Raw genomic sequence first — 17,002 nt, 5'->3', positions numbered from 1 at the left:
AATTATTCGATATTAATTCAGGGTGGCAGTAGTATTACTTAAGTGTTTTCACTTATTATGTCTGGCGGCCCGCCTGTTTCCTGAATGGCCAGGCTTGCCAGGCGGGGAATGGCAGACGGGCGGCAGGCTGCGCGTGGCGTCGGGCGCTCCTGCCACTGTTGCTGGCTGGATGCGCGAAACGCGGCCAGGCTGCTGCTGCATCGCACAAGCGGCCTGTACTTCGCTATAATTACGCGGTTAAAAACACAATCCGCTAATGAGGAACCCCATGAGTTTGAATAACGTCTCTTCCGGCCGCGACCTGCCGAACGATTTCAACGTCGTCATCGAAATCCCGATGAACGCCGATCCGATCAAGTACGAAGTCGACAAGGAAAGCGGCGCGATCTTCGTCGATCGCTTCATGGGTACCGCCATGCACTACCCATGCAACTATGGCTACGTGCCGAACACCCTGTCGCCGGACGGCGACCCGGTCGACGTGCTGGTCATCACCCCATTCCCGCTGATTCCAGGCGTGGTGGTGCGCTGCCGTCCTATCGGCGTGCTGAAAATGACCGACGAGTCGGGCGAAGACGCGAAAGTGCTGGCCGTGCCAGTCGACAAGGTCCTGTCGATCTACAGCCACTGGCAAAAGCCGGAAGACTTGAACGAACTGCGCCTGCGCCAGATCCAGCATTTCTTCGAGCACTACAAAGATCTGGAAAAAGGCAAATGGGTCAAGATCGACGGCTGGTATGGTCCTGACGTGGCCAAGGAAGAAATCCTCGGCGGCGTCGCCGCCTACAAGGCGGATGCCGAGAAAGCCGCTTCCTAAGCAAGCGATTGCCCGCGGAGCCGGCGGCTAGCCGCCGGTGTTCTGCCGTGTGCGAGTAAAAAGCGCACCCTGCTATGATGGCCGGGTGCGCTTTTTTATTGCCACAACATAACTCTTTCCGGTGGATAGTACGGCACTCGCACGCCAAAAATATTATCGAAAAGTTAACTTCGCAGTCCTTGAACGGGAGGTGGTATGTATACTGAGCACTTATTGATGCGCTCGTGGTGGGTACTGGCCCTGCGCGGCCTGGCCGCGATCGCCTTTGGCGTGATTGCCCTGGCCTTACCCGGCGTGACGGTGCTGTCGCTGCTGACCGTGTTTGCCGTGTATGCGCTGCTGGGCGGTGGCGCCTCCATCGTCGGCGCCTTCAGCAACCGCAAGCATGGCGGCGACTGGTGGGCCTTGCTGCTGCTGGGCATCTGCGGCCTGGCCGTGGGCATTTTGACCATCATCTACCCGCTGCTGACGACGTTTGCCCTGATCGTCATGATGGGCGTCAACGCGCTGGTGTCGGGCGTGTTCGATATCGTGCTGGCGATCCGCCTGCGCAAGGCCATCCAGGGCGAATGGCTGCTGGTGCTCAATGGCATCATTTCCATCGCCTTCGGCATCCTGATCCTGGTGTTTCCCGCCGCCGGCACGTTCGCCCTCGTGTGGATGATCGGCGTGTATGCCTTGCTGACGGGTATCTTGTTGCTGAGCCTGGCTTGGCGCGCCTACAAGCTGAAGAAAGACGGCGCCTTCGGCTCCGGGGCGGGGCGCCCGGCCGTCTGAACGACGCGCGCGTGACCGCAGCTGCTCCCCGCCCGCCGGCCGGGAGCATTTTTTACGATCGAAACGGGCTGTGCTCGTTCAATTCATCGAGATAGGCATCGATGCCGCCCCGTTCGCGTTCCAGGAAGCGCTGCACCGCGTCGGCGAAGGCCGGGTGCGCCAGCCAGTGGGCGGACCAGGTCTTCTGCGGCAGGAAGCCGCGCGCCATCTTGTGCTCGCCCTGCGCGCCGCCCTCGAAGGTGGCGATGCCGTTGGCGATGCAAAATTCCAGCGGCTGGTAGTAGGCCGTCTCGAAATGCAGGCACGGCACGTGCTCGAGCGCGCCCCAGTAGCGGCCATATAAAGTATCGGCCGTGTGGATCAGCAGCGAAGCGGCAATCGCCCGGCCGTCGCGCTCGGCGATCACCAGCAGGATGTTGTGCGGCATGCTGACGGCTATGCGCCGGAAGAAGTCCAGCGACAGGTAGGGCGAGGACCTGTGCTCGGCATAGGTATTGCTGTAGCAGCGGTGGAACAGCTGCCAGTCCGCGTCCGTGGCGTCCAGGCCGCGCACCTGGCGCAGGGTCACGCCCGCTTCCCTTACCTTGCGCCGCTCGGCGCGGATATTCTTGCGCTTCTTGTGTTCCAGGGTGGCGAGAAATTGCTCGAAGTCCGTGTAACCGGGATTGAGCCAGTGAAACTGCACGCCACTACGCAGCAGGTAGCCGGCATCTGCCAGTTGCCGCGCCTCGCTTTCGGGCGGGAACAGGATGTGCGTGGACGACACGTCGGCCGCTTGCTGCTGCGCTTGAAGAAAGGCCAGCAGGGCGGCGCGCGATTCGCCGTCGCGGGCCAGCAGGCGCGTGCCGCTGACGGGCGTGAAGGGGATCGCGGACAATAGTTTCGGGTAATATTCGAGGCCATGCTGCTGATAGGCATCGGCCCAGGCCCAGTCGAAGACGTATTCGCCGTAGGAATGCATTTTGAGGTACAGGGGCAGGGCGGCGGCCAGGGTTTCGCCTTGCCACAGCACCAGGTAATTCGGCTGCCAGCCCGTGTCCGCGCTGGCGCAGCCCGATTCGTGCAGCGCGTGCAGAAAGGCGTAGGACAGAAAGGGATTGGCCTCCGCCTTGGCGTCCTGCTGGCGCGCCAGCAGGTCTGACCAGGCCGCTTCACCAATTTCCGCCAGGGTCGAGACGATAGCCGTGCGATAATTCATTGTTGTAGTGTGCATTCATCACTCTCGGGGCGCCGCCATCGGCCTGCGCGCCACCGTCTTGTTTAATAAAACGAAATTTCCATCATCATGACAGTCAAAGTCGCAATTGCTCAAATGAATAGTACGGTCGGCGATCTGGCCGGCAACCGTGCCAAGATCTTCGACCTTTCCCGCCGCGCCTTTGAGGCGGGCGCCGATATCGTGCTCACGCCGGAACTGTCGCTGGTCGGCTATCCACCCGAGGACCTGCTGCTGCGCAATGCATTCTACGCAAAAACGCAGGAAGCGTTTGCGGCGCTGGCCGCAGACCTGGCCCAGTTCAAGGATTTGCACGTGGTGGTGGGCTTGCCCCTGCAGGATGAGAAGGGCGTGCGCCATAACGCCGCTTCCGTGCTGCTCAACGGCGAAGTTCTGGGCACCTACCGCAAGCACGACTTGCCGAACACGACGGTGTTCGATGAAAAGCGTTACTTCACGTCGTCGGACCAGGCCTTCGTGTTTGGCGTGAAGGGCGTGCGTTTCGGCATCAATATCTGCGAAGACACGTGGTTCGAGCATGCGCCCATGCGCGCCCGCGCGGCCGGCGCGCAAGTGCTGCTGGTGCCGAACGGCTCGCCCTACCACATGAACAAGCAGCACCTGCGCTATGACACCATGCGCAAGCATGTCAGCGCGCAAGGCATGGCCCTGGTCTACGCCAACCTGGTGGGTGGCCAGGATGAGCTGATTTTCGATGGCGACTCGTTCGTCATGGATGCGGCCGGCACCATCTGCGCCCAGCTGCGCCACTTCGAGGAAGACTTGCAACTGGTCGAGTTCGACGGCGCCACGCCCGTGCCGCAGGCGCTGGCCGCGCCCTTGACCACCGAGGCGCAGGTGTACCAGGCGCTGGTGCTGGGCGTGCGCGACTACATCGTCAAGAACGGCTTCCCTGGCGTGCTGATCGGCATGTCGGGCGGCGTCGATTCCGCGCTGACCCTGGCCATCGCCGTCGATGCGCTGGGCGCCGACAAGGTGCGCGCCGTCATGATGCCGTCGCAATTCACGGCCGATATCTCGTGGATCGATTCGCGCGACATGGTAAAACGCCTCAATGTGCGCTACGATGAAATTCCGATCAAGCAAACCTTCGATGCCTTCCGCGCCACCCTGGCTGACGAGTTCGCCGGACTGGCGGAAGACGCGACGGAAGAAAACATCCAGGCGCGCATCCGCGGCACCTTGCTGATGGCCCTGTCGAACAAGCATGGCAGCATCGTGCTGACCACTGGCAACAAGAGCGAGATGGCCGTTGGTTACTGCACCCTGTACGGCGACATGGCGGGCGGCTTTGCCGTCATCAAGGATATCGCCAAGACGCTGGTGTACCGTTTGTGCGCGTACCGCAATAGCGTGTCGGACGTGATTCCCGAGCGCATCCTGACGCGCGGACCGTCGGCCGAGCTGCGTGCCGACCAGCTGGACCAGGATTCCTTGCCGCCGTATGAAATACTCGACGGCATCATGCAACTGTACATGGAAGAAAACCGGCCGATCGCCGAGATTATCGAAGCTGGCTACCCGCCGGCGGACGTGGCGAAAATCACGCGCCTGATCAAGATCAATGAATACAAGCGGCGCCAGTCGCCGGTAGGCATCCGCGTCACGCACCGTGGCTTTGGCCGCGACTGGCGTTATCCCATCACTTCCAAGTTCTTTGAGTAAGCAGCTAAAGTCCACAATCCAACAATTTTAAGGAGTAGCCATGAAACAGATTACCGCCATCATCAAACCATTCAAGCTCGACGAAGTGCGCGAAGCCCTGGCCGACGTGAACGTGACGGGCTTGACTGTGACGGAAGTGAAGGGATTTGGCCGCCAGAAGGGGCATACCGAGCTGTACCGTGGCGCCGAGTACGTGGTCGACTTCCTGCCGAAGGTCAAAGTCGAAGTGGTGGTCGATGACAGCGTGTCGGAACTGGTGGTCGACGCCATCATCAAGGCGGCCCGCACGGGCAAGATCGGCGACGGCAAGATCTTCGTGCGCGACGTGGAGCAGGTCATCCGCATCCGCACCGGCGAGACCGGTCCTGACGCAGTGTAAGTGTTTCAGCCTGGGATGCTGACCTTCAGCGTCCCAGCCGCATGTCGAATTTCCAGCAGATCAGGCGCAGGATGGTGATGCCGCTGGCGCTGGTCCACAGCGCGAAGTCGTGCTCGGCACCGAAGTGCATCTGCAGCAGATAGGCCCAGCAGCCGAAGAACGCGCAGATGGCGTAGGGTTTGCCGTCACGAAACACCATCGGCACTTCGTTGCAGACGATGTCGCGCATCACGCCGCCAAAGATTCCCGTAATCACCCCCATCATCGAGGCGATGAAGATCGGCATGCCGGCGCGCATGGCCTCGGCCACGCCGGCGATGGCGAACATGCCCAGGCCGATGGCGTCGGCCACGACGATCAGGCGTTCCGAGACAATTTGCCGCAAGTGCTGGATCAAGGGCGCGGCCGTCAGGGCCAGCACGAAGATCAGAATCGCGTATTCCTGGTGCGAGACCCAGAACAGGGGCCGCTTGTCGAGCAGGATGTCGCGCAAGGTCCCTCCGCCGAAGGCCGTGATGAAGGCCACGACGAAGACGCCGACCAGGTCCATGCGCTTGCGGCGCGCCTCGATGAAACCGGAAAACGCGCCCACCAGGATGGCGATGACCTCAATGATCTTGATCAGCGAGCCAGGCGGCAGTTGGGGTGGCATCATGGGTGGAGCGCGTGCACGAGACGCTAAGCAGGAAATAATTGTCACAGGTTAACATGACACGGCCCCGAATGGTGACAAACGGGGCCGTGTGCAGTGTGGAACGTGTGACGGAATGGTAATTCCTTGCTGGCAAGCCTAACGGATGGGCTGCAGGGCCGCGGAGAGCAGCACGACCAGGGCGCCATCGCCCCCTTCCGAGCGGCGCGCCTGGCAAAAGGCGATGACTTCCTCCTTTTGCACGAGCCAGCTGTGCACCATCGATTTCAAGACCGGTTCCTGGCCTTTCGAGCCAAAACCCTTGCCGTGGATCACGCGCACGCAGCGCAGCTTGCGCCGCGTCGCCTGGTTCAGAAAGGCGCCGATGCCGTCGCGCGCCTCGTCGCGGCGCAAGCCGTGCAAGTCCAGCTCATCCTGGATGGGCCAGTGGCCCTTGCGCATCTTTTTCACCACGTCCGGGCCCACGCCGGGACGCGCGTAGTTCAGGGCCGGATCGTTTTCCAGGTAATGGTCGACTTCGAACAAATCCGACAGCGACTCGCGCAGCACGGCCGCATCGTCCTCTTCCGGTGTCAGCTTGCGGGCCGGCTGCTGGGGCGCCATGGCGCCTGCCTTGGGCAGGCTGGGCACGTAGCGGTCCGACTCGGGCAGGCGCTTGACGCCGCCGATGCTGGCCTTGAACAGATTGCTCTCCACGGCCTGCACCTTGGCTTGCTGCGCGCGCTCGGCCGCGGCTTGCGCGCGCGCATCGGCCTGTTCCTTGAGCTGCTTGCTGACCGCTTTCAGATCGGCAAAGTCTTTCATCGACGCCATGCGCCGATTACTCCTGGCCTTCCAGGTAGCGCTGGGCGTCCAGTGCTGCCATGCAACCCGTGCCGGCGCTGGTGATGGCCTGGCGGTAGATATGGTCCTGCACGTCGCCGGCGGCGAACACGCCCGGCGCGCTGGTGGCCGTGGCCATGCCTTCCAGGCCGGTTTTCGTCTTGATGTAGCCGTTGTGCATGTCCAGCTGGCCTTCGAAGATGCCCGTGTTCGGCTTGTGGCCGATGGCGATGAACACGCCGTGCACGCTCAATGCTTCGACCTTGCCGTCGATGGTCGACTTGATGTTCAGGCCCGTCACGCCGCCTTCGTTGCCCGTCACTTCGTCCAGGGTGTGGTTATATTTCAACACGATCTTGCCTTCGGCAACCTTGGCATTCAGGCGGTCGATCAAAATCGCTTCCGCGCGGAACTTGTCGCGGCGATGGATCAGCGTGACCTTATTGGCGATGTTCGACAGGTACAGCGCTTCCTCGACGGCCGTATTGCCGCCGCCGACGACGGCCACTTCCTGGTTGCGGTAGAAGAAACCATCGCAGGTGGCGCAGGCGGACACGCCCTTGCCCATGAATTCCGCTTCCGATGGCAGGCCCAGGTATTGCGCGGACGCGCCCGTGGCGATGATCAGCGTGTCGCACGTGTATTCGTGGCTGTCACCTTTCAGGCGGATCGGCTTTTCATTGAGGAAAGTGGTGTGGATGTGGTCAAACACGATTTCCGTATTGAAGCGCTCGGCGTGCTGCAGCAGGCGCTGCATCAGGTCCGGGCCTTGCACGCCCATCGGGTCGCCTGGCCAGTTTTCCACGTCGGTGGTGGTCATCAGCTGGCCGCCCTGTTCCACGCCGGTGACCAGCATCGGGTTCAGGTTGGCGCGGGCGGCGTAGACGGCGGCGCTATAGCCGGCGGGGCCGGAACCGAGAATCAAGACGCGGGCGTGTTTGGTAGTAGTCATGGGGGCTTCTCTATGAGTGTGGTCTATCCGAATTGGGGGCGTACGCGCGAAGAACAAGGGCGTATTGCGCTTGCGCAAGCAATCCCGGATTATAGACCAAGCCGCCTGAGGCGACGAATCGTGGGGCCATCCATGACATATATGGCTTAGAATACATCCTTATTATGGGAAATTCCCTTCCAGAAACATTTATCACCTTGCAGCGCTTCCCAGAATGACTAAACCAGCCCAGGCCAATCAAAATAGCTACACCCGTAAACCGGTCGAACGCCGGCCCTTGCCGAACCGGCTGGTAAGGCTGTTGTCCGAGGCGCGCTGGTTCGCGCTGGCCGCGTTTGCCCTGTACTTCGTGCTGATCCTGGCCAGCTTCAACAAGCTCGACCCTGGCTGGTCGCACGCCACCAATGTCGACAAGGTCGCCAACCTGGGCGGCAAGCTGGGCGCGACCTTCTCCGATCTGTTGCTGTATATCTTCGGCTTTTCCGCCTGGTGGTGGTGCGTGTGGCTGCTGCGCACGGTATGGAACGGCTATCGCCGCCTGAGCAAGCGCTTCCTGCTGGAAGAAGAGGAAGTCGAGCGCGAGCACCATGTCGAGATGCTGATCCGCATCGTCGGCTTTTCCATCATGCTGATCGGCAGCATGGGCCTCGAATACCTGCGCATGGCGAAGAGCCTGCACGTGCAGCTGCCGCGCGATCCTGGCGGCGTGCTGGGCCAGCTGGTGGGGCACTCGGCCCACGTGGCCTTCGGCTTCACGGGCGCCACTTTATTACTGTTGCTGCTGTTCGGTCTCGGTTTCAGCCTGTTCTTCCACGTTTCGTGGTTGCAAGTGGCCGAGCGCATCGGCGGCGCCATCGAAGACGCGTTCAACTGGTTCGTGCTGCGCTACCAGGACCGCGAAGACCGCCGCCAGGGCGAAGTGGCCGCCGTGCGCCGCGACGAGGTGGTGGTGATCGAACGCGCCAAGCACGTGGAAAAGCACGTGGCCGCGCCGCCCGTGAAGATCGAGCCGCAGGTGGTCACGGTGGTGAAGTCCGAGCGCGTGGAAAAGGAACGCCAGGCCCATCTGTTTGAAACCCCCGGCGACGGCAAGCTGCCGCCGTTGTCCTTGCTCGACGAGGCGCCGCCTGTGGTGGAAACGGTGTCCGTGGAAACCCTGGAATTCACGAGCCGCCTGATCGAAAAGAAATTGTCGGACTTTGGCGTGGATGCCAAGGTAGTGGCCGCTTACCCCGGCCCCGTCGTGACGCGCTATGAAATCGAGCCGGCCACGGGCGTCAAGGGCAGCCAGATCGTGGGCCTGGCGCGCGACCTGGCCCGTTCGCTGTCGCTGACCTCCATCCGCGTCGTGGAAACCATTCCCGGCAAGAATTACATGGCGCTGGAGCTGCCGAACAGCAAGCGCCAGATCGTGCGCCTGACGGAAATCCTCGGCTCCAAGGTCTACAACGATGGCGTATCCAGCCTGACGATTGCGCTGGGCAAGGATATCGCCGGCAAGCCCGTCGTGGCCGATCTGGCCAAGATGCCTCACTTGCTGGTCGCCGGTACCACCGGTTCCGGCAAGTCGGTGGGCATCAATGCGACGATTTTGTCGCTGCTGTACAAATCCGACCCGCTCGACGTGCGCCTGATTTTGATCGATCCGAAGATGCTGGAAATGTCCGTCTACGAAGGCATTCCGCACTTGCTGGCGCCCGTCGTCACCGACATGCGCCAGGCGGGCCACGCGCTGAACTGGGCCGTGAACGAGATGGAACGCCGCTACAAGCTGATGAGCAAGATGGGCGTGCGTAACCTGGCCGGCTACAACGCGAAGATTGCCGACGCGAAAAAGCGCGAAGAACACATCCCGAACCCGTTCAGCCTGACGCCGGACTCGCCGGAGCCGCTGGAAAAACTGCCGACCATCGTCATCATCATCGACGAGCTGGCCGACCTGATGATGGTGGTGGGTAAAAAAGTCGAGGAATTGATCGCGCGTATCGCGCAAAAGGCGCGTGCCGCCGGCTTGCACTTGATTCTGGCCACGCAGCGCCCATCTGTGGACGTGATCACGGGCCTGATCAAGGCGAACATCCCCACGCGTATCGCCTTCCAGGTGTCGTCGAAGATCGACTCGCGCACGATTCTGGACCAGATGGGCGCGGAAACCCTGCTGGGCATGGGCGACATGCTGTACATGCCGCCCGGCACCGGCCTGCCGATGCGCGTGCACGGCGCGTTTGTGTCCGATGAGGAAGTCCACCGCGTCGTCAGCCATCTGAAGCTGCAGGGCGAACCGAATTATATCGAGGGCATCCTCGAAGGCGGCACCCTGGAAGGCGACGGCGCCGAAGGCGGGGCGCCGGGCGAGGGCGGCGGCGAGGCCGATGCCCTGTACGACCAGGCGGTGGCGGTGGTGCTGAAAAACCGCCGCGCCTCGATTTCGCTGGTGCAGCGTCATTTGCGCATCGGCTACAACCGCGCCGCCCGTCTGCTCGAGCAGATGGAGCAGAGCGGGGTAGTGTCAACCATGCAATCCAATGGCAACAGGGACATCCTGGTGCCGGCGGCCAGTGCAGAACAAGGGTAATAAATGAAAAGCAAAATTTTCGCAGCAAAAATGATCATCGGCGCGGCCGGCATCGCCTGCAGCCTGCTGTTCGCGGCCAGCGCCTCGGCCAGCGCGCTGGAGCAATTCAAGAGCTTTGCCGCCGGCACCAAGTCGGCCAAGGGCGAATTCGTGCAGCGCCAGGTCAAGAAGGCGGACGCGGCCGGCAAGGCCAAAGTCTCCACGCCGGCCAGCGGCACGTTTGAATTCGCCCGTCCCGGCAAGTTCATCTGGACCTATCTGAAACCGTACGAGCAGCTGCTGCAAGCGGACGGCGAGCAGCTGTATATCTACGACAAGGACCTGAGCCAGGTGACGGTGAAAAAACTGGGCGACGCGCTGGGTTCCTCGCCGGCGGCCATCCTGTTTGGCAGCAACGACCTGGAAAAGAATTTTACGTTGGCCGAAGCGGGCACGCGCGATGGCCTGGAATGGCTGAAGGCGACGCCGAAAGCCAAGGATACGACGTTCGACGAAATCAGCATCGGCCTGCGCAACGGCGTGCCGGAAGCGATGGAGTTGCGCGATTCGTTCGGCCAGACCTCGGTGCTGGCGTTCAAGAATTTCCAGAAAAACCCGGCCTTATCGGCCAATCACTTTAAATTTGTCATGCCCAAGGGCGCGGATGTCATCAATAATTGATTGTTGACATCTGGTTGTTGACCGGCCTCGCAGCGATGCGGGGCTTTTGCATTCTTACCCGGTAAATATTATGGCGGATCTCTTTTCCACCGCACCGCGCCAGCCGCTGGCCGAGGCCTTGCGGCCAGCTACCCTCAACGAAGTCATTGGCCAGACGCATCTGCTGGGCGCGGGCAAGCCGCTGCGCCTCGCGTTCGAGGCGGGCAAGGCCCATTCGATGATTTTATGGGGGCCGCCGGGCGTGGGCAAGACCACCCTGGCGCGCCTGATGGCGAACGCCTTCGACAGCGAATTCATCGCCCTGTCGGCCGTGTTCGCTGGCGTGAAAGATATCCGCGCGGCCATGGACCAGGCCCGCCACAGCCTGGACCAGTTCGGCAAACACACCTTGCTGTTCGTCGATGAAATCCACAGGTTTAATAAATCGCAACAGGACGCCTTGCTGCCCTTTGTCGAATCGGGCCTGGTGACGTTCATCGGCGCGACGACGGAAAACCCCAGCTTCGAGGTGAATTCGGCGCTGCTGTCGCGCGCGCAAGTGTATGTGTTGAAATCGCTCAACGAAGACGAGATGAAGCAGCTGCTGGCCAAGGCGCAAAGTTCTGCGCTGACGCATTTGACGTTCGACGAGGCGGCCGCCGACACCCTGATCGGTTACGCGGATGGCGATGCGCGCCGTTTCCTGAATTTGCTGGAGCAGGCCGAGACGGCCGCCAGCTCGACGGGCACGACCACCATCGACGCGGCCTTCGTCGACAATGCGCTGACCTTGAATTCGCGCCGCTTCGACAAGGGCGGCGACAATTTCTATGACCAGATTTCCGCGCTGCACAAGTCCGTGCGCGGTTCCAATCCCGATGCGGCCCTGTACTGGTTTTGCCGCATGATCGACGGCGGCGCCGACCCCCGCTACCTGTCGCGGCGCATCGTGCGCATGGCCTGGGAAGACATCGGCCTGGCCGACCCGCGCGCCCTGACCATGGTCAATGATGCGGCGGAAACGTACGAGCGCCTCGGTTCGCCCGAAGGCGAGCTGGCCCTGGGGCAAGCCGTCATCTACCTGGCGATTGCCGCGAAAAGCAATGCGGGCTACAACGCCTTCAATACGGCCATGGCTTTCGTCAAGAAAGACAAGTCGAAGGAAGTGCCCGTGCACTTGCGCAATGCGCCGACGAAATTGATGAAGGAACTCGGCTACGGCCACGCCTACCGCTATGCGCATGACGAGCCCGATGCCTACGCGGCCGGCGAAACGTATTTCCCGGACGGCATGGCCGAACCGGGCTGGTACCAGCCCGTGCCGCGCGGCCTGGAAAGTAAAATAGCCGACAAGCTGGCCTGGCTGCGCGAGCTGGACAGAAAAGCCGGCAAGCCAGCCGGCAAGGGCTGAGGCTACAGGCCCAGCAAGGTAAAACCATCGTCCTGCGGCGCGTAGCGCACCAGCCGGCGCGTCGCGTCGATGGATAGCCGTTTATAGCGGTTGTCCGACACGCCATGCACGACATGGTAGCCGGCGGGAACGTCCGCCGCGATGCAGCGGGCCAGCAGTTGCACCACGTCGCGCTCGCTGATGAAGGCGGCGATGTCGCGCGCGCTGTGCTGCTGGCCTGGCGCAAACTGCGCCACGTTGGCGATGCGCACGGCGATCGCCGTCATGCCGTGCTGGTGCGCGAAGGCCGACGCCACGCCTTCGCCAAACGCCTTGCTGGCGCCATACAGGTTGGCCGCACGCGCCGGCATGCTTTCCTGCACCTGCACGTCCAGCGGATAGCCTTCGACGGCTTGCGCGCTGCTGGCGAAGACCACCCGTTTCACGCCCTGCGCCTGCGCCGCGCGGAAGATATTGTGCGTGCCGACGATGTTCGGCTGCAGCAATTGCGTGTCGAAATCGGCGCTGGCATGCGGCACGCCGGCCAGGTGCAGCACCACGTCGGTATCGATGCAGGCGGCCAGACAGGCGGCGTAATCGCCCACGTCGAGTCGCATGGACGGGCAGGGCGCTTCGGCCAGCTTGCTTGTGTGCAGGTCGGCCAGGCGCAGGGAGAATTCCCCGTGCCGGCGCTTCCAGAAAGCGGTACCGATGATGCCGGCGGCGCCCGTGACGAGGACGCGCAAAGGTTGTTGAGTCATGTATTCCTAGTATTGAGTGGGTGAGGCAGTGCCAGGTTCAGCCAGCGCAGCAGGGCGGGGCGCGGGGCGGCCGTGCCATGCACGCGGATGCGTCCGCTGCCCACGGCTTCGACCAGCACCAGGCCGTCATTCGGTATCGTGTAGCGCTCGCCGCTGCGCAGCACGCAATCCTCGAACTGGGCGTAGGCCGTGATCCAGGCCGTGCCGGACAGGCATTCGATGACCTTGGCGCGCGCTTTTTCCAGGCGCAAGGGCCGTTCGTTGCGTAATTCGTGGTCGGTCTGCATGGCATCGCTCCTGTTGTGCTGACAGGAACAGCTTAGGCGCTTGGCTTGAACCATGACAGATGCAGGAAACCGAAATTGTCATGCATACAGTGCGCTTCATCGTACACTGTGCTTGTCAAAAAAACGGGCAACTGTATCTGTGCGTGCCGCGCGCGGCAACCGCATACTGAAGGGATGAACATGAGCGCGCATTTGAATCTGTACGAGCATCTGGCCAACGAGCTGGGCGCCTTGATCGACGCGCGCGTGTTCGCGCCCGGCGAGCGCCTGCCGTCGATCCGCCACCTGGCGCAGCAAAAGCGCATTTCCATCAGCACGGTGATGCAAGCCTTGCGCCTGATGGAAGACAGGGGGCAAGTCGATGCGCGGCCCCAGTCCGGCTATTTCGTGCGCCACCGGGCGCCGCGCCGCCCGTGCAGCGCCGACGCGCCGCATTTGAAGGAGCCAGCCTTTGTCGGCATCAACAACCTGCTCATGCGCGTGCTGAAGGAGAACGAGACGCGCGACGTGGTGCAGCTGGGCACGGCCTGGCCGCCCGACGAGATCCTGCCCATCAAGCGCATGCAGCGCACCATCAGCGCGGTGGCGCGGCGCGAGCCGGCGTTATTGAGCAAGGTCAGCTGCTATGACATCAGCGAAGGCAATTTCCTGCGCCAGGTGACGCGCCGCGCGCTGGACTGGGGCAAGCTGGACCCGCACGAGATCGTCGTGACGAATTCCTGCACGGAAGCGATCAGTCTGTGCCTGCGCGCCGTGGCCAGGCCGGGCGACACCATCGCCATCGAATCGGCCACGTATTTCGTGCTGCTGCAGATGATCGAAAGCCTGGGCATGAAGGCGCTGGAAATTCCCACCGATCCGAAGACGGGGCCGTCGCTCGACGCGCTGGAGCTGGCCCTGCGCGCGGGCCTCGTGCAAGCGTGCCTGTTCGTGCCGAACGCCAACAATCCACTCGGCTGCGTCATGCCGGAAGCAAACAAGAAACGGCTGGCGGGCTTGCTGTCGGAATTCAATATTCCGATGGTGGAAGACGATGTGTATGGTGACCTGTGCTTTGCGCCGCAGCGCCCGTGGCCCGTGAAGGCCTACGATACGAGCGGCAACGTTTTATTGTGCTCCTCGTTTTCCAAGGCCATCACGCCCGCCTCGCGCGTGGGCTATGTGCTGGCCGGGCGTTTCGCGCAGGAAGTGGCCCTGCTGAAAACCGTGTCGAGCGGCGCCACCAGCCATTTCTTCCAGGCCGTGCTGGCCGACTTTCTGGAAGGCAGTAGCTACGACCAGCAATTGCGCAAGATGCGGCGCACCCTGGTGCAGCGCATCGCCCGCATGTCCGACGCCGTGGCGGCCAGCTTTCCGCTTGAGTGCATGCTGTCCGAACCGCAGGGTGGTTTCGTGCTGTGGGTGCAGATGCCGCCGCAGGTCGATGCGCTGGCCCTGCACGGGCAGGCCATCGCCGATGGCGTGGCCTTCATGCCGGGCCAGCTGTTCTCGGCCTCGGGCAAGTTCGGCAATTATCTGCGCCTCAACTGCGGCAATGCGTGGACGCCGCGCATCGAGCAGGCCATCGGTCGCCTGGGCCGCCTGGTGCACGGGGCCTTGTAACCATTCTTTGCGCTTCAGTCGCCGTTTTTCACCGTTCGCTCCCTGTTTTTTGCCGCTGGTCGCAAGCCGGTGGCGTCTTGCCAGCGCGTTGGCTAAAGTACCACCATACCAAGCGCAGTCAAACGAACAAACTAACCAGGAGTTACATCATGCACGCACTGAAAAACATGGAAATCGCCTTTGTCGCCGCCGCCGTCATCGCCATCGGCGCCAGCTTCGCCACCGCCGGCGCGAATACGGTCGAAGTGAGCGCCAGCACCACGGTCATCGCCCAGGCAGCCGATGTGAAAATGCCTGTCGTTACCGTCAGCGCCCGCCGCCTGACCGCTGCCGAAAAAGCCGCGTTTATCTAAGCTGTAGCCGTAAAGCGGGCGCGAGTGCCCGGCCATGCCGCCATGACGATGGCAGAGCGTGTGCAAAACTCGGAAAGAACTGAACGGGTCTTGGTACAATGGATGCTTTCGATACATCGGCACCGCCATCCACCCATGATAGATATCCAACTTCTCCGTAAAGACATCGCTACCGTCGCAGAACGTCTGGCGACGCGCAAATTCCAGCTCGACGTGGCAGGTTTTACCGCCCTCGAAGCCGAACGCAAGGCGATCCAGACGCGCACCGAAGAGCTGCAGGGCAAGCGCAACGCGCTGTCCAAGCAAATCGGCATGTTGAAAGGCAAGGGGGAAGATACCTCGGCCGTGATGGCGCAAGTGGCGGGCCTGGGCGACGAATTGAAAGCCGATGAAGCGGCCCTGACCCTCGTGCAAGCCAAGCTGAGCGACTTCATCATGGCCGTGCCGAACCTGCCGCACGAATCGGCGCCCCTGGGCACGGACGAGTCGGGCAACGTGGAAGTGCGCAAGGTCGGCACACCGCGCAGCTTCGATTTCGAGGTCAAGGATCACGTCGACGTGGGCGGCCCGCTGGGCCTCGATTTCGAAGTGGCCACCAAGCTGACGGGTTCGCGCTTTTCCGTCATGAAGGGCGGCATCGCCCGCCTGCACCGCGCACTGGCGCAATTCATGCTCAACACGCACGTGGACGAGCATGGCTACACGGAATGCTATACCCCGTACATGGTCAACGCCGATTCGCTGCGCGGCACGGGCCAGCTGCCGAAATTCGAAGCGGACCTGTTCTCGGTGAAAAAAGGCGGCGCGGAAGGCGAGGGCGAAACCTTCTACCTGATCCCGACCTCGGAAGTATCGCTGACCAACATCGCCCGCGATGAAATCCTGGCGATCGATCAATTGCCCCTGAAAATGACGGCCCATACGCCATGCTTCCGCTCGGAAGCGGGCAGCTACGGCCGCGACACGCGCGGCATGATCCGCCAGCACCAGTTCGACAAGGTGGAAATGGTGCAAGTGGTGCACCCGGACACCTCGTACCAGGTGCTGGAAGAGATGGTCGGCCATGCGGAAGCCATCTTGCAACGCCTGGGCCTGCCATACCGCGTGATGTCGCTGTGCACGGGCGACATGGGTTTCGGCGCCACCAAGACCTTCGACCTGGAAGTGTGGCTGCCGGCGCAAAACACCTACCGCGAAATCTCGTCCCTTTCGAACTGCGAAGCCTTCCAGGCCCGCCGCATGCAGGCGCGTTTCCGCAACGCGGCCGGCAAGCCGGAACTGGCGCACACCCTGAACGGCTCCGGCCTGGCAGTGGGCCGCACCCTGGTGGCCGTGCTGGAAAACTACCAGCAAGCCGATGGCAGCGTCGAGATCCCGGCAGTGCTGCGTCCGTACATGGGCGGCCTGACGCATTTGAAGGCCTGAAAGGTTAGCGCAGCCGGATGAAGGAAAGGCATAAAATAGTCCTTCCATTTTTTCAAGCGGCTGCTATAATCTTGCCTTCTCGCAGCAATGCGGGAAAAGACCGCAGCAAATGGAGAGGTGGCAGAGTGGTCGAATGTACTTGACTCGAAATCAAGCGTACGTTAAATCGTACCGTGGGTTCGAATCCCACCCTCTCCGCCAGAACAAATAGAGAAAGCTCCCGCAAGGGAGCTTTTTTTATTTGTGGCGGCGGAAAGGAGTACGCCCCCTGCGGGGCGTACGCGTGGGATTCGAAGCCCCGCGCATACTTGCGCGGGGCTCTCCGAATCGCCAAATTGTTTTTTACGCGGGTACCAAGACGGCAGGTTCGAAGACGAGCGCGTACTCGCGCGAGGCTTCCCGAATCGTCCAATTGGTTTTTCGGGTTGGCGACCAGCAATCAGTTACAAATCACCAATAAACCCCTACCCAACCCAACAACACCCATGCTAAAATAGCGCCTCGTTCAAACAGGCATGCCAGTTTGAAGGAGTAGACCGCAGTAAACGGAGAGGTGGCAGAGTGGTCGAATGTACTTGACTCGAAATCAAGCGTACGTTAAATCGTACCGTGGGTTCGAATCCCACCCTCTCCGCCAGAATAAATAAGAAAGCTCCCGCAAGGGAGCTT

General features: G+C 61.9%; 16 protein-coding genes and 2 tRNA genes. 12 read left to right on the top strand and 6 right to left on the bottom strand.

Annotated features, from left to right (window positions below; genetic code table 11):
* Positions 1-268: 268 nt before the first annotated feature.
* Both ppa and BM193_RS21835 read left to right on the top strand, forming a co-directional pair.
* The gene (gene ppa / locus BM193_RS21840; protein ID WP_092801086.1) at positions 269-817 is read left to right on the top strand and encodes an inorganic diphosphatase; all 549 of its coding nucleotides are present in this window, start codon (positions 269-271) and stop codon (positions 815-817) included.
* Positions 818-1,012: 195 nt separating this feature from the next.
* Positions 1,013-1,594: an HdeD family acid-resistance protein gene (locus tag BM193_RS21835; protein WP_092801089.1), complete on the top strand. Its 582-nt coding sequence runs from the start codon at positions 1,013-1,015 to the stop codon at positions 1,592-1,594.
* Between the two features lie 52 nt (positions 1,595-1,646).
* Here the strand turns inward: BM193_RS21835 and BM193_RS21830 are convergent, their stop codons facing one another.
* Complete coding sequence (locus tag BM193_RS21830; protein WP_092801092.1) at positions 1,647-2,792, bottom strand: GNAT family N-acetyltransferase; 1,146 nt, start codon at positions 2,790-2,792, stop codon at positions 1,647-1,649.
* Between the two features lie 87 nt (positions 2,793-2,879).
* On the opposite strand from BM193_RS21830, the gene BM193_RS21825 reads away from it, so the two are divergent.
* Together BM193_RS21825 and BM193_RS21820 are read left to right on the top strand one after the other, a co-directional pair.
* Positions 2,880-4,496 (top strand): NAD+ synthase, encoded by a 1,617-nt coding sequence (locus BM193_RS21825; protein ID WP_092801095.1) that lies wholly within the window; start codon positions 2,880-2,882, stop codon positions 4,494-4,496.
* A gap of 40 nt (positions 4,497-4,536) precedes the next feature.
* Positions 4,537-4,875: a P-II family nitrogen regulator gene (locus BM193_RS21820; protein WP_034758685.1), complete on the top strand. Its 339-nt coding sequence runs from the start codon at positions 4,537-4,539 to the stop codon at positions 4,873-4,875.
* A gap of 25 nt (positions 4,876-4,900) precedes the next feature.
* Here BM193_RS21820 and BM193_RS21815 read toward each other — a convergent pair whose 3' ends face one another.
* The 3 genes from BM193_RS21815 to trxB all read right to left on the bottom strand — a co-directional run bounded on the left by BM193_RS21815 (position 4,901) and on the right by trxB (position 7,301).
* Positions 4,901-5,530, bottom strand: coding sequence for a trimeric intracellular cation channel family protein (locus BM193_RS21815; protein WP_071324539.1), 630 nt, complete (start codon positions 5,528-5,530; stop codon positions 4,901-4,903).
* Between the two features lie 135 nt (positions 5,531-5,665).
* Positions 5,666-6,340, bottom strand: a complete 675-nt coding sequence (locus BM193_RS21810; protein ID WP_092801098.1) for a Smr/MutS family protein — start codon at positions 6,338-6,340, stop codon at positions 5,666-5,668.
* A 7-nt stretch (positions 6,341-6,347) separates the two neighbouring features.
* Positions 6,348-7,301, bottom strand: coding sequence for a thioredoxin-disulfide reductase (trxB, locus tag BM193_RS21805; protein ID WP_034758671.1), 954 nt, complete (start codon positions 7,299-7,301; stop codon positions 6,348-6,350).
* A gap of 214 nt (positions 7,302-7,515) precedes the next feature.
* Between trxB and BM193_RS21800 the strand changes: the two genes are divergently transcribed.
* From BM193_RS21800 to BM193_RS21790, 3 genes are all read left to right on the top strand, one after another.
* On the top strand, positions 7,516-9,876 hold the full coding sequence (locus tag BM193_RS21800) for a DNA translocase FtsK (RefSeq protein ID WP_092801101.1): 2,361 nt from the start codon (positions 7,516-7,518) through the stop codon (positions 9,874-9,876).
* A gap of 3 nt (positions 9,877-9,879) precedes the next feature.
* The gene (gene lolA, locus BM193_RS21795) at positions 9,880-10,536 is read left to right on the top strand and encodes an outer membrane lipoprotein chaperone LolA (RefSeq protein ID WP_254786364.1); all 657 of its coding nucleotides are present in this window, start codon (positions 9,880-9,882) and stop codon (positions 10,534-10,536) included.
* 70 nt (positions 10,537-10,606) lie between these two features.
* Positions 10,607-11,926, top strand: a complete 1,320-nt coding sequence (locus BM193_RS21790) for a replication-associated recombination protein A (protein ID WP_092801107.1) — start codon at positions 10,607-10,609, stop codon at positions 11,924-11,926.
* A gap of 2 nt (positions 11,927-11,928) precedes the next feature.
* Here the strand turns inward: BM193_RS21790 and BM193_RS21785 are convergent, their stop codons facing one another.
* Positions 11,929-12,666, bottom strand: coding sequence for an NAD-dependent epimerase/dehydratase family protein (locus BM193_RS21785; RefSeq protein WP_092801110.1), 738 nt, complete (start codon positions 12,664-12,666; stop codon positions 11,929-11,931).
* Entirely contained in the window at positions 12,663-12,953 is a 291-nt protein-coding gene (locus BM193_RS21780) for a DUF2917 domain-containing protein (protein ID WP_175533384.1), read from the bottom strand. The genes BM193_RS21785 and BM193_RS21780 overlap by 4 nt, the downstream gene beginning before the upstream one ends.
* Positions 12,954-13,133: 180 nt before the next feature.
* Between BM193_RS21780 and BM193_RS21775 the strand changes: the two genes are divergently transcribed.
* From BM193_RS21775 to BM193_RS21755, 5 genes are all read left to right on the top strand, one after another.
* Entirely contained in the window at positions 13,134-14,555 is a 1,422-nt protein-coding gene (locus BM193_RS21775) for an aminotransferase-like domain-containing protein (RefSeq protein ID WP_092801206.1), read from the top strand.
* 149 nt (positions 14,556-14,704) lie between these two features.
* On the top strand, positions 14,705-14,908 hold the full coding sequence (locus tag BM193_RS21770; RefSeq protein ID WP_092801116.1) for a hypothetical protein: 204 nt from the start codon (positions 14,705-14,707) through the stop codon (positions 14,906-14,908).
* A gap of 135 nt (positions 14,909-15,043) precedes the next feature.
* On the top strand, positions 15,044-16,333 hold the full coding sequence (gene serS / locus BM193_RS21765; protein WP_092801119.1) for a serine--tRNA ligase: 1,290 nt from the start codon (positions 15,044-15,046) through the stop codon (positions 16,331-16,333).
* Between the two features lie 111 nt (positions 16,334-16,444).
* Positions 16,445-16,534 (top strand) — tRNA-Ser (locus tag BM193_RS21760).
* A 346-nt stretch (positions 16,535-16,880) separates the two neighbouring features.
* A tRNA-Ser gene (locus BM193_RS21755) sits at positions 16,881-16,970 on the top strand.
* The last annotated feature ends 32 nt before the right edge of the window (positions 16,971-17,002 follow it).

Origin of the sequence: Janthinobacterium sp. 344 (assembly GCF_900112025.1) — a bacterium.
Lineage (GTDB): Bacteria > Pseudomonadota > Gammaproteobacteria > Burkholderiales > Burkholderiaceae_D > Janthinobacterium.
This window is presented reverse-complemented; position numbering and strand designations above follow the sequence as displayed.

What these genes read in the sequence shown, in the direction of transcription:
- ppa (WP_092801086.1), top strand. Translation starts at nt 269, where the DNA reads ATGAGTTTGAATAACGTCTCTTCCGGCCGCGACCTGCCGAACGATTTC.
- BM193_RS21835 (WP_092801089.1), top strand. Translation starts at nt 1,013, where the DNA reads ATGTATACTGAGCACTTATTGATGCGCTCGTGGTGGGTACTGGCCCTG.
- BM193_RS21830 (WP_092801092.1), bottom strand. Translation starts at nt 2,792, where the DNA reads ATGAATTATCGCACGGCTATCGTCTCGACCCTGGCGGAAATTGGTGAA.
- BM193_RS21825 (WP_092801095.1), top strand. Translation starts at nt 2,880, where the DNA reads ATGACAGTCAAAGTCGCAATTGCTCAAATGAATAGTACGGTCGGCGAT.
- BM193_RS21820 (WP_034758685.1), top strand. Translation starts at nt 4,537, where the DNA reads ATGAAACAGATTACCGCCATCATCAAACCATTCAAGCTCGACGAAGTG.
- BM193_RS21815 (WP_071324539.1), bottom strand. Translation starts at nt 5,530, where the DNA reads ATGATGCCACCCCAACTGCCGCCTGGCTCGCTGATCAAGATCATTGAG.
- BM193_RS21810 (WP_092801098.1), bottom strand. Translation starts at nt 6,340, where the DNA reads ATGGCGTCGATGAAAGACTTTGCCGATCTGAAAGCGGTCAGCAAGCAG.
- trxB (WP_034758671.1), bottom strand. Translation starts at nt 7,301, where the DNA reads ATGACTACTACCAAACACGCCCGCGTCTTGATTCTCGGTTCCGGCCCC.
- BM193_RS21800 (WP_092801101.1), top strand. Translation starts at nt 7,516, where the DNA reads ATGACTAAACCAGCCCAGGCCAATCAAAATAGCTACACCCGTAAACCG.
- lolA (WP_254786364.1), top strand. Translation starts at nt 9,880, where the DNA reads ATGAAAAGCAAAATTTTCGCAGCAAAAATGATCATCGGCGCGGCCGGC.
- BM193_RS21790 (WP_092801107.1), top strand. Translation starts at nt 10,607, where the DNA reads ATGGCGGATCTCTTTTCCACCGCACCGCGCCAGCCGCTGGCCGAGGCC.
- BM193_RS21785 (WP_092801110.1), bottom strand. Translation starts at nt 12,666, where the DNA reads ATGACTCAACAACCTTTGCGCGTCCTCGTCACGGGCGCCGCCGGCATC.
- BM193_RS21780 (WP_175533384.1), bottom strand. Translation starts at nt 12,953, where the DNA reads ATGCAGACCGACCACGAATTACGCAACGAACGGCCCTTGCGCCTGGAA.
- BM193_RS21775 (WP_092801206.1), top strand. Translation starts at nt 13,134, where the DNA reads ATGAGCGCGCATTTGAATCTGTACGAGCATCTGGCCAACGAGCTGGGC.
- BM193_RS21770 (WP_092801116.1), top strand. Translation starts at nt 14,705, where the DNA reads ATGCACGCACTGAAAAACATGGAAATCGCCTTTGTCGCCGCCGCCGTC.
- serS (WP_092801119.1), top strand. Translation starts at nt 15,044, where the DNA reads ATGATAGATATCCAACTTCTCCGTAAAGACATCGCTACCGTCGCAGAA.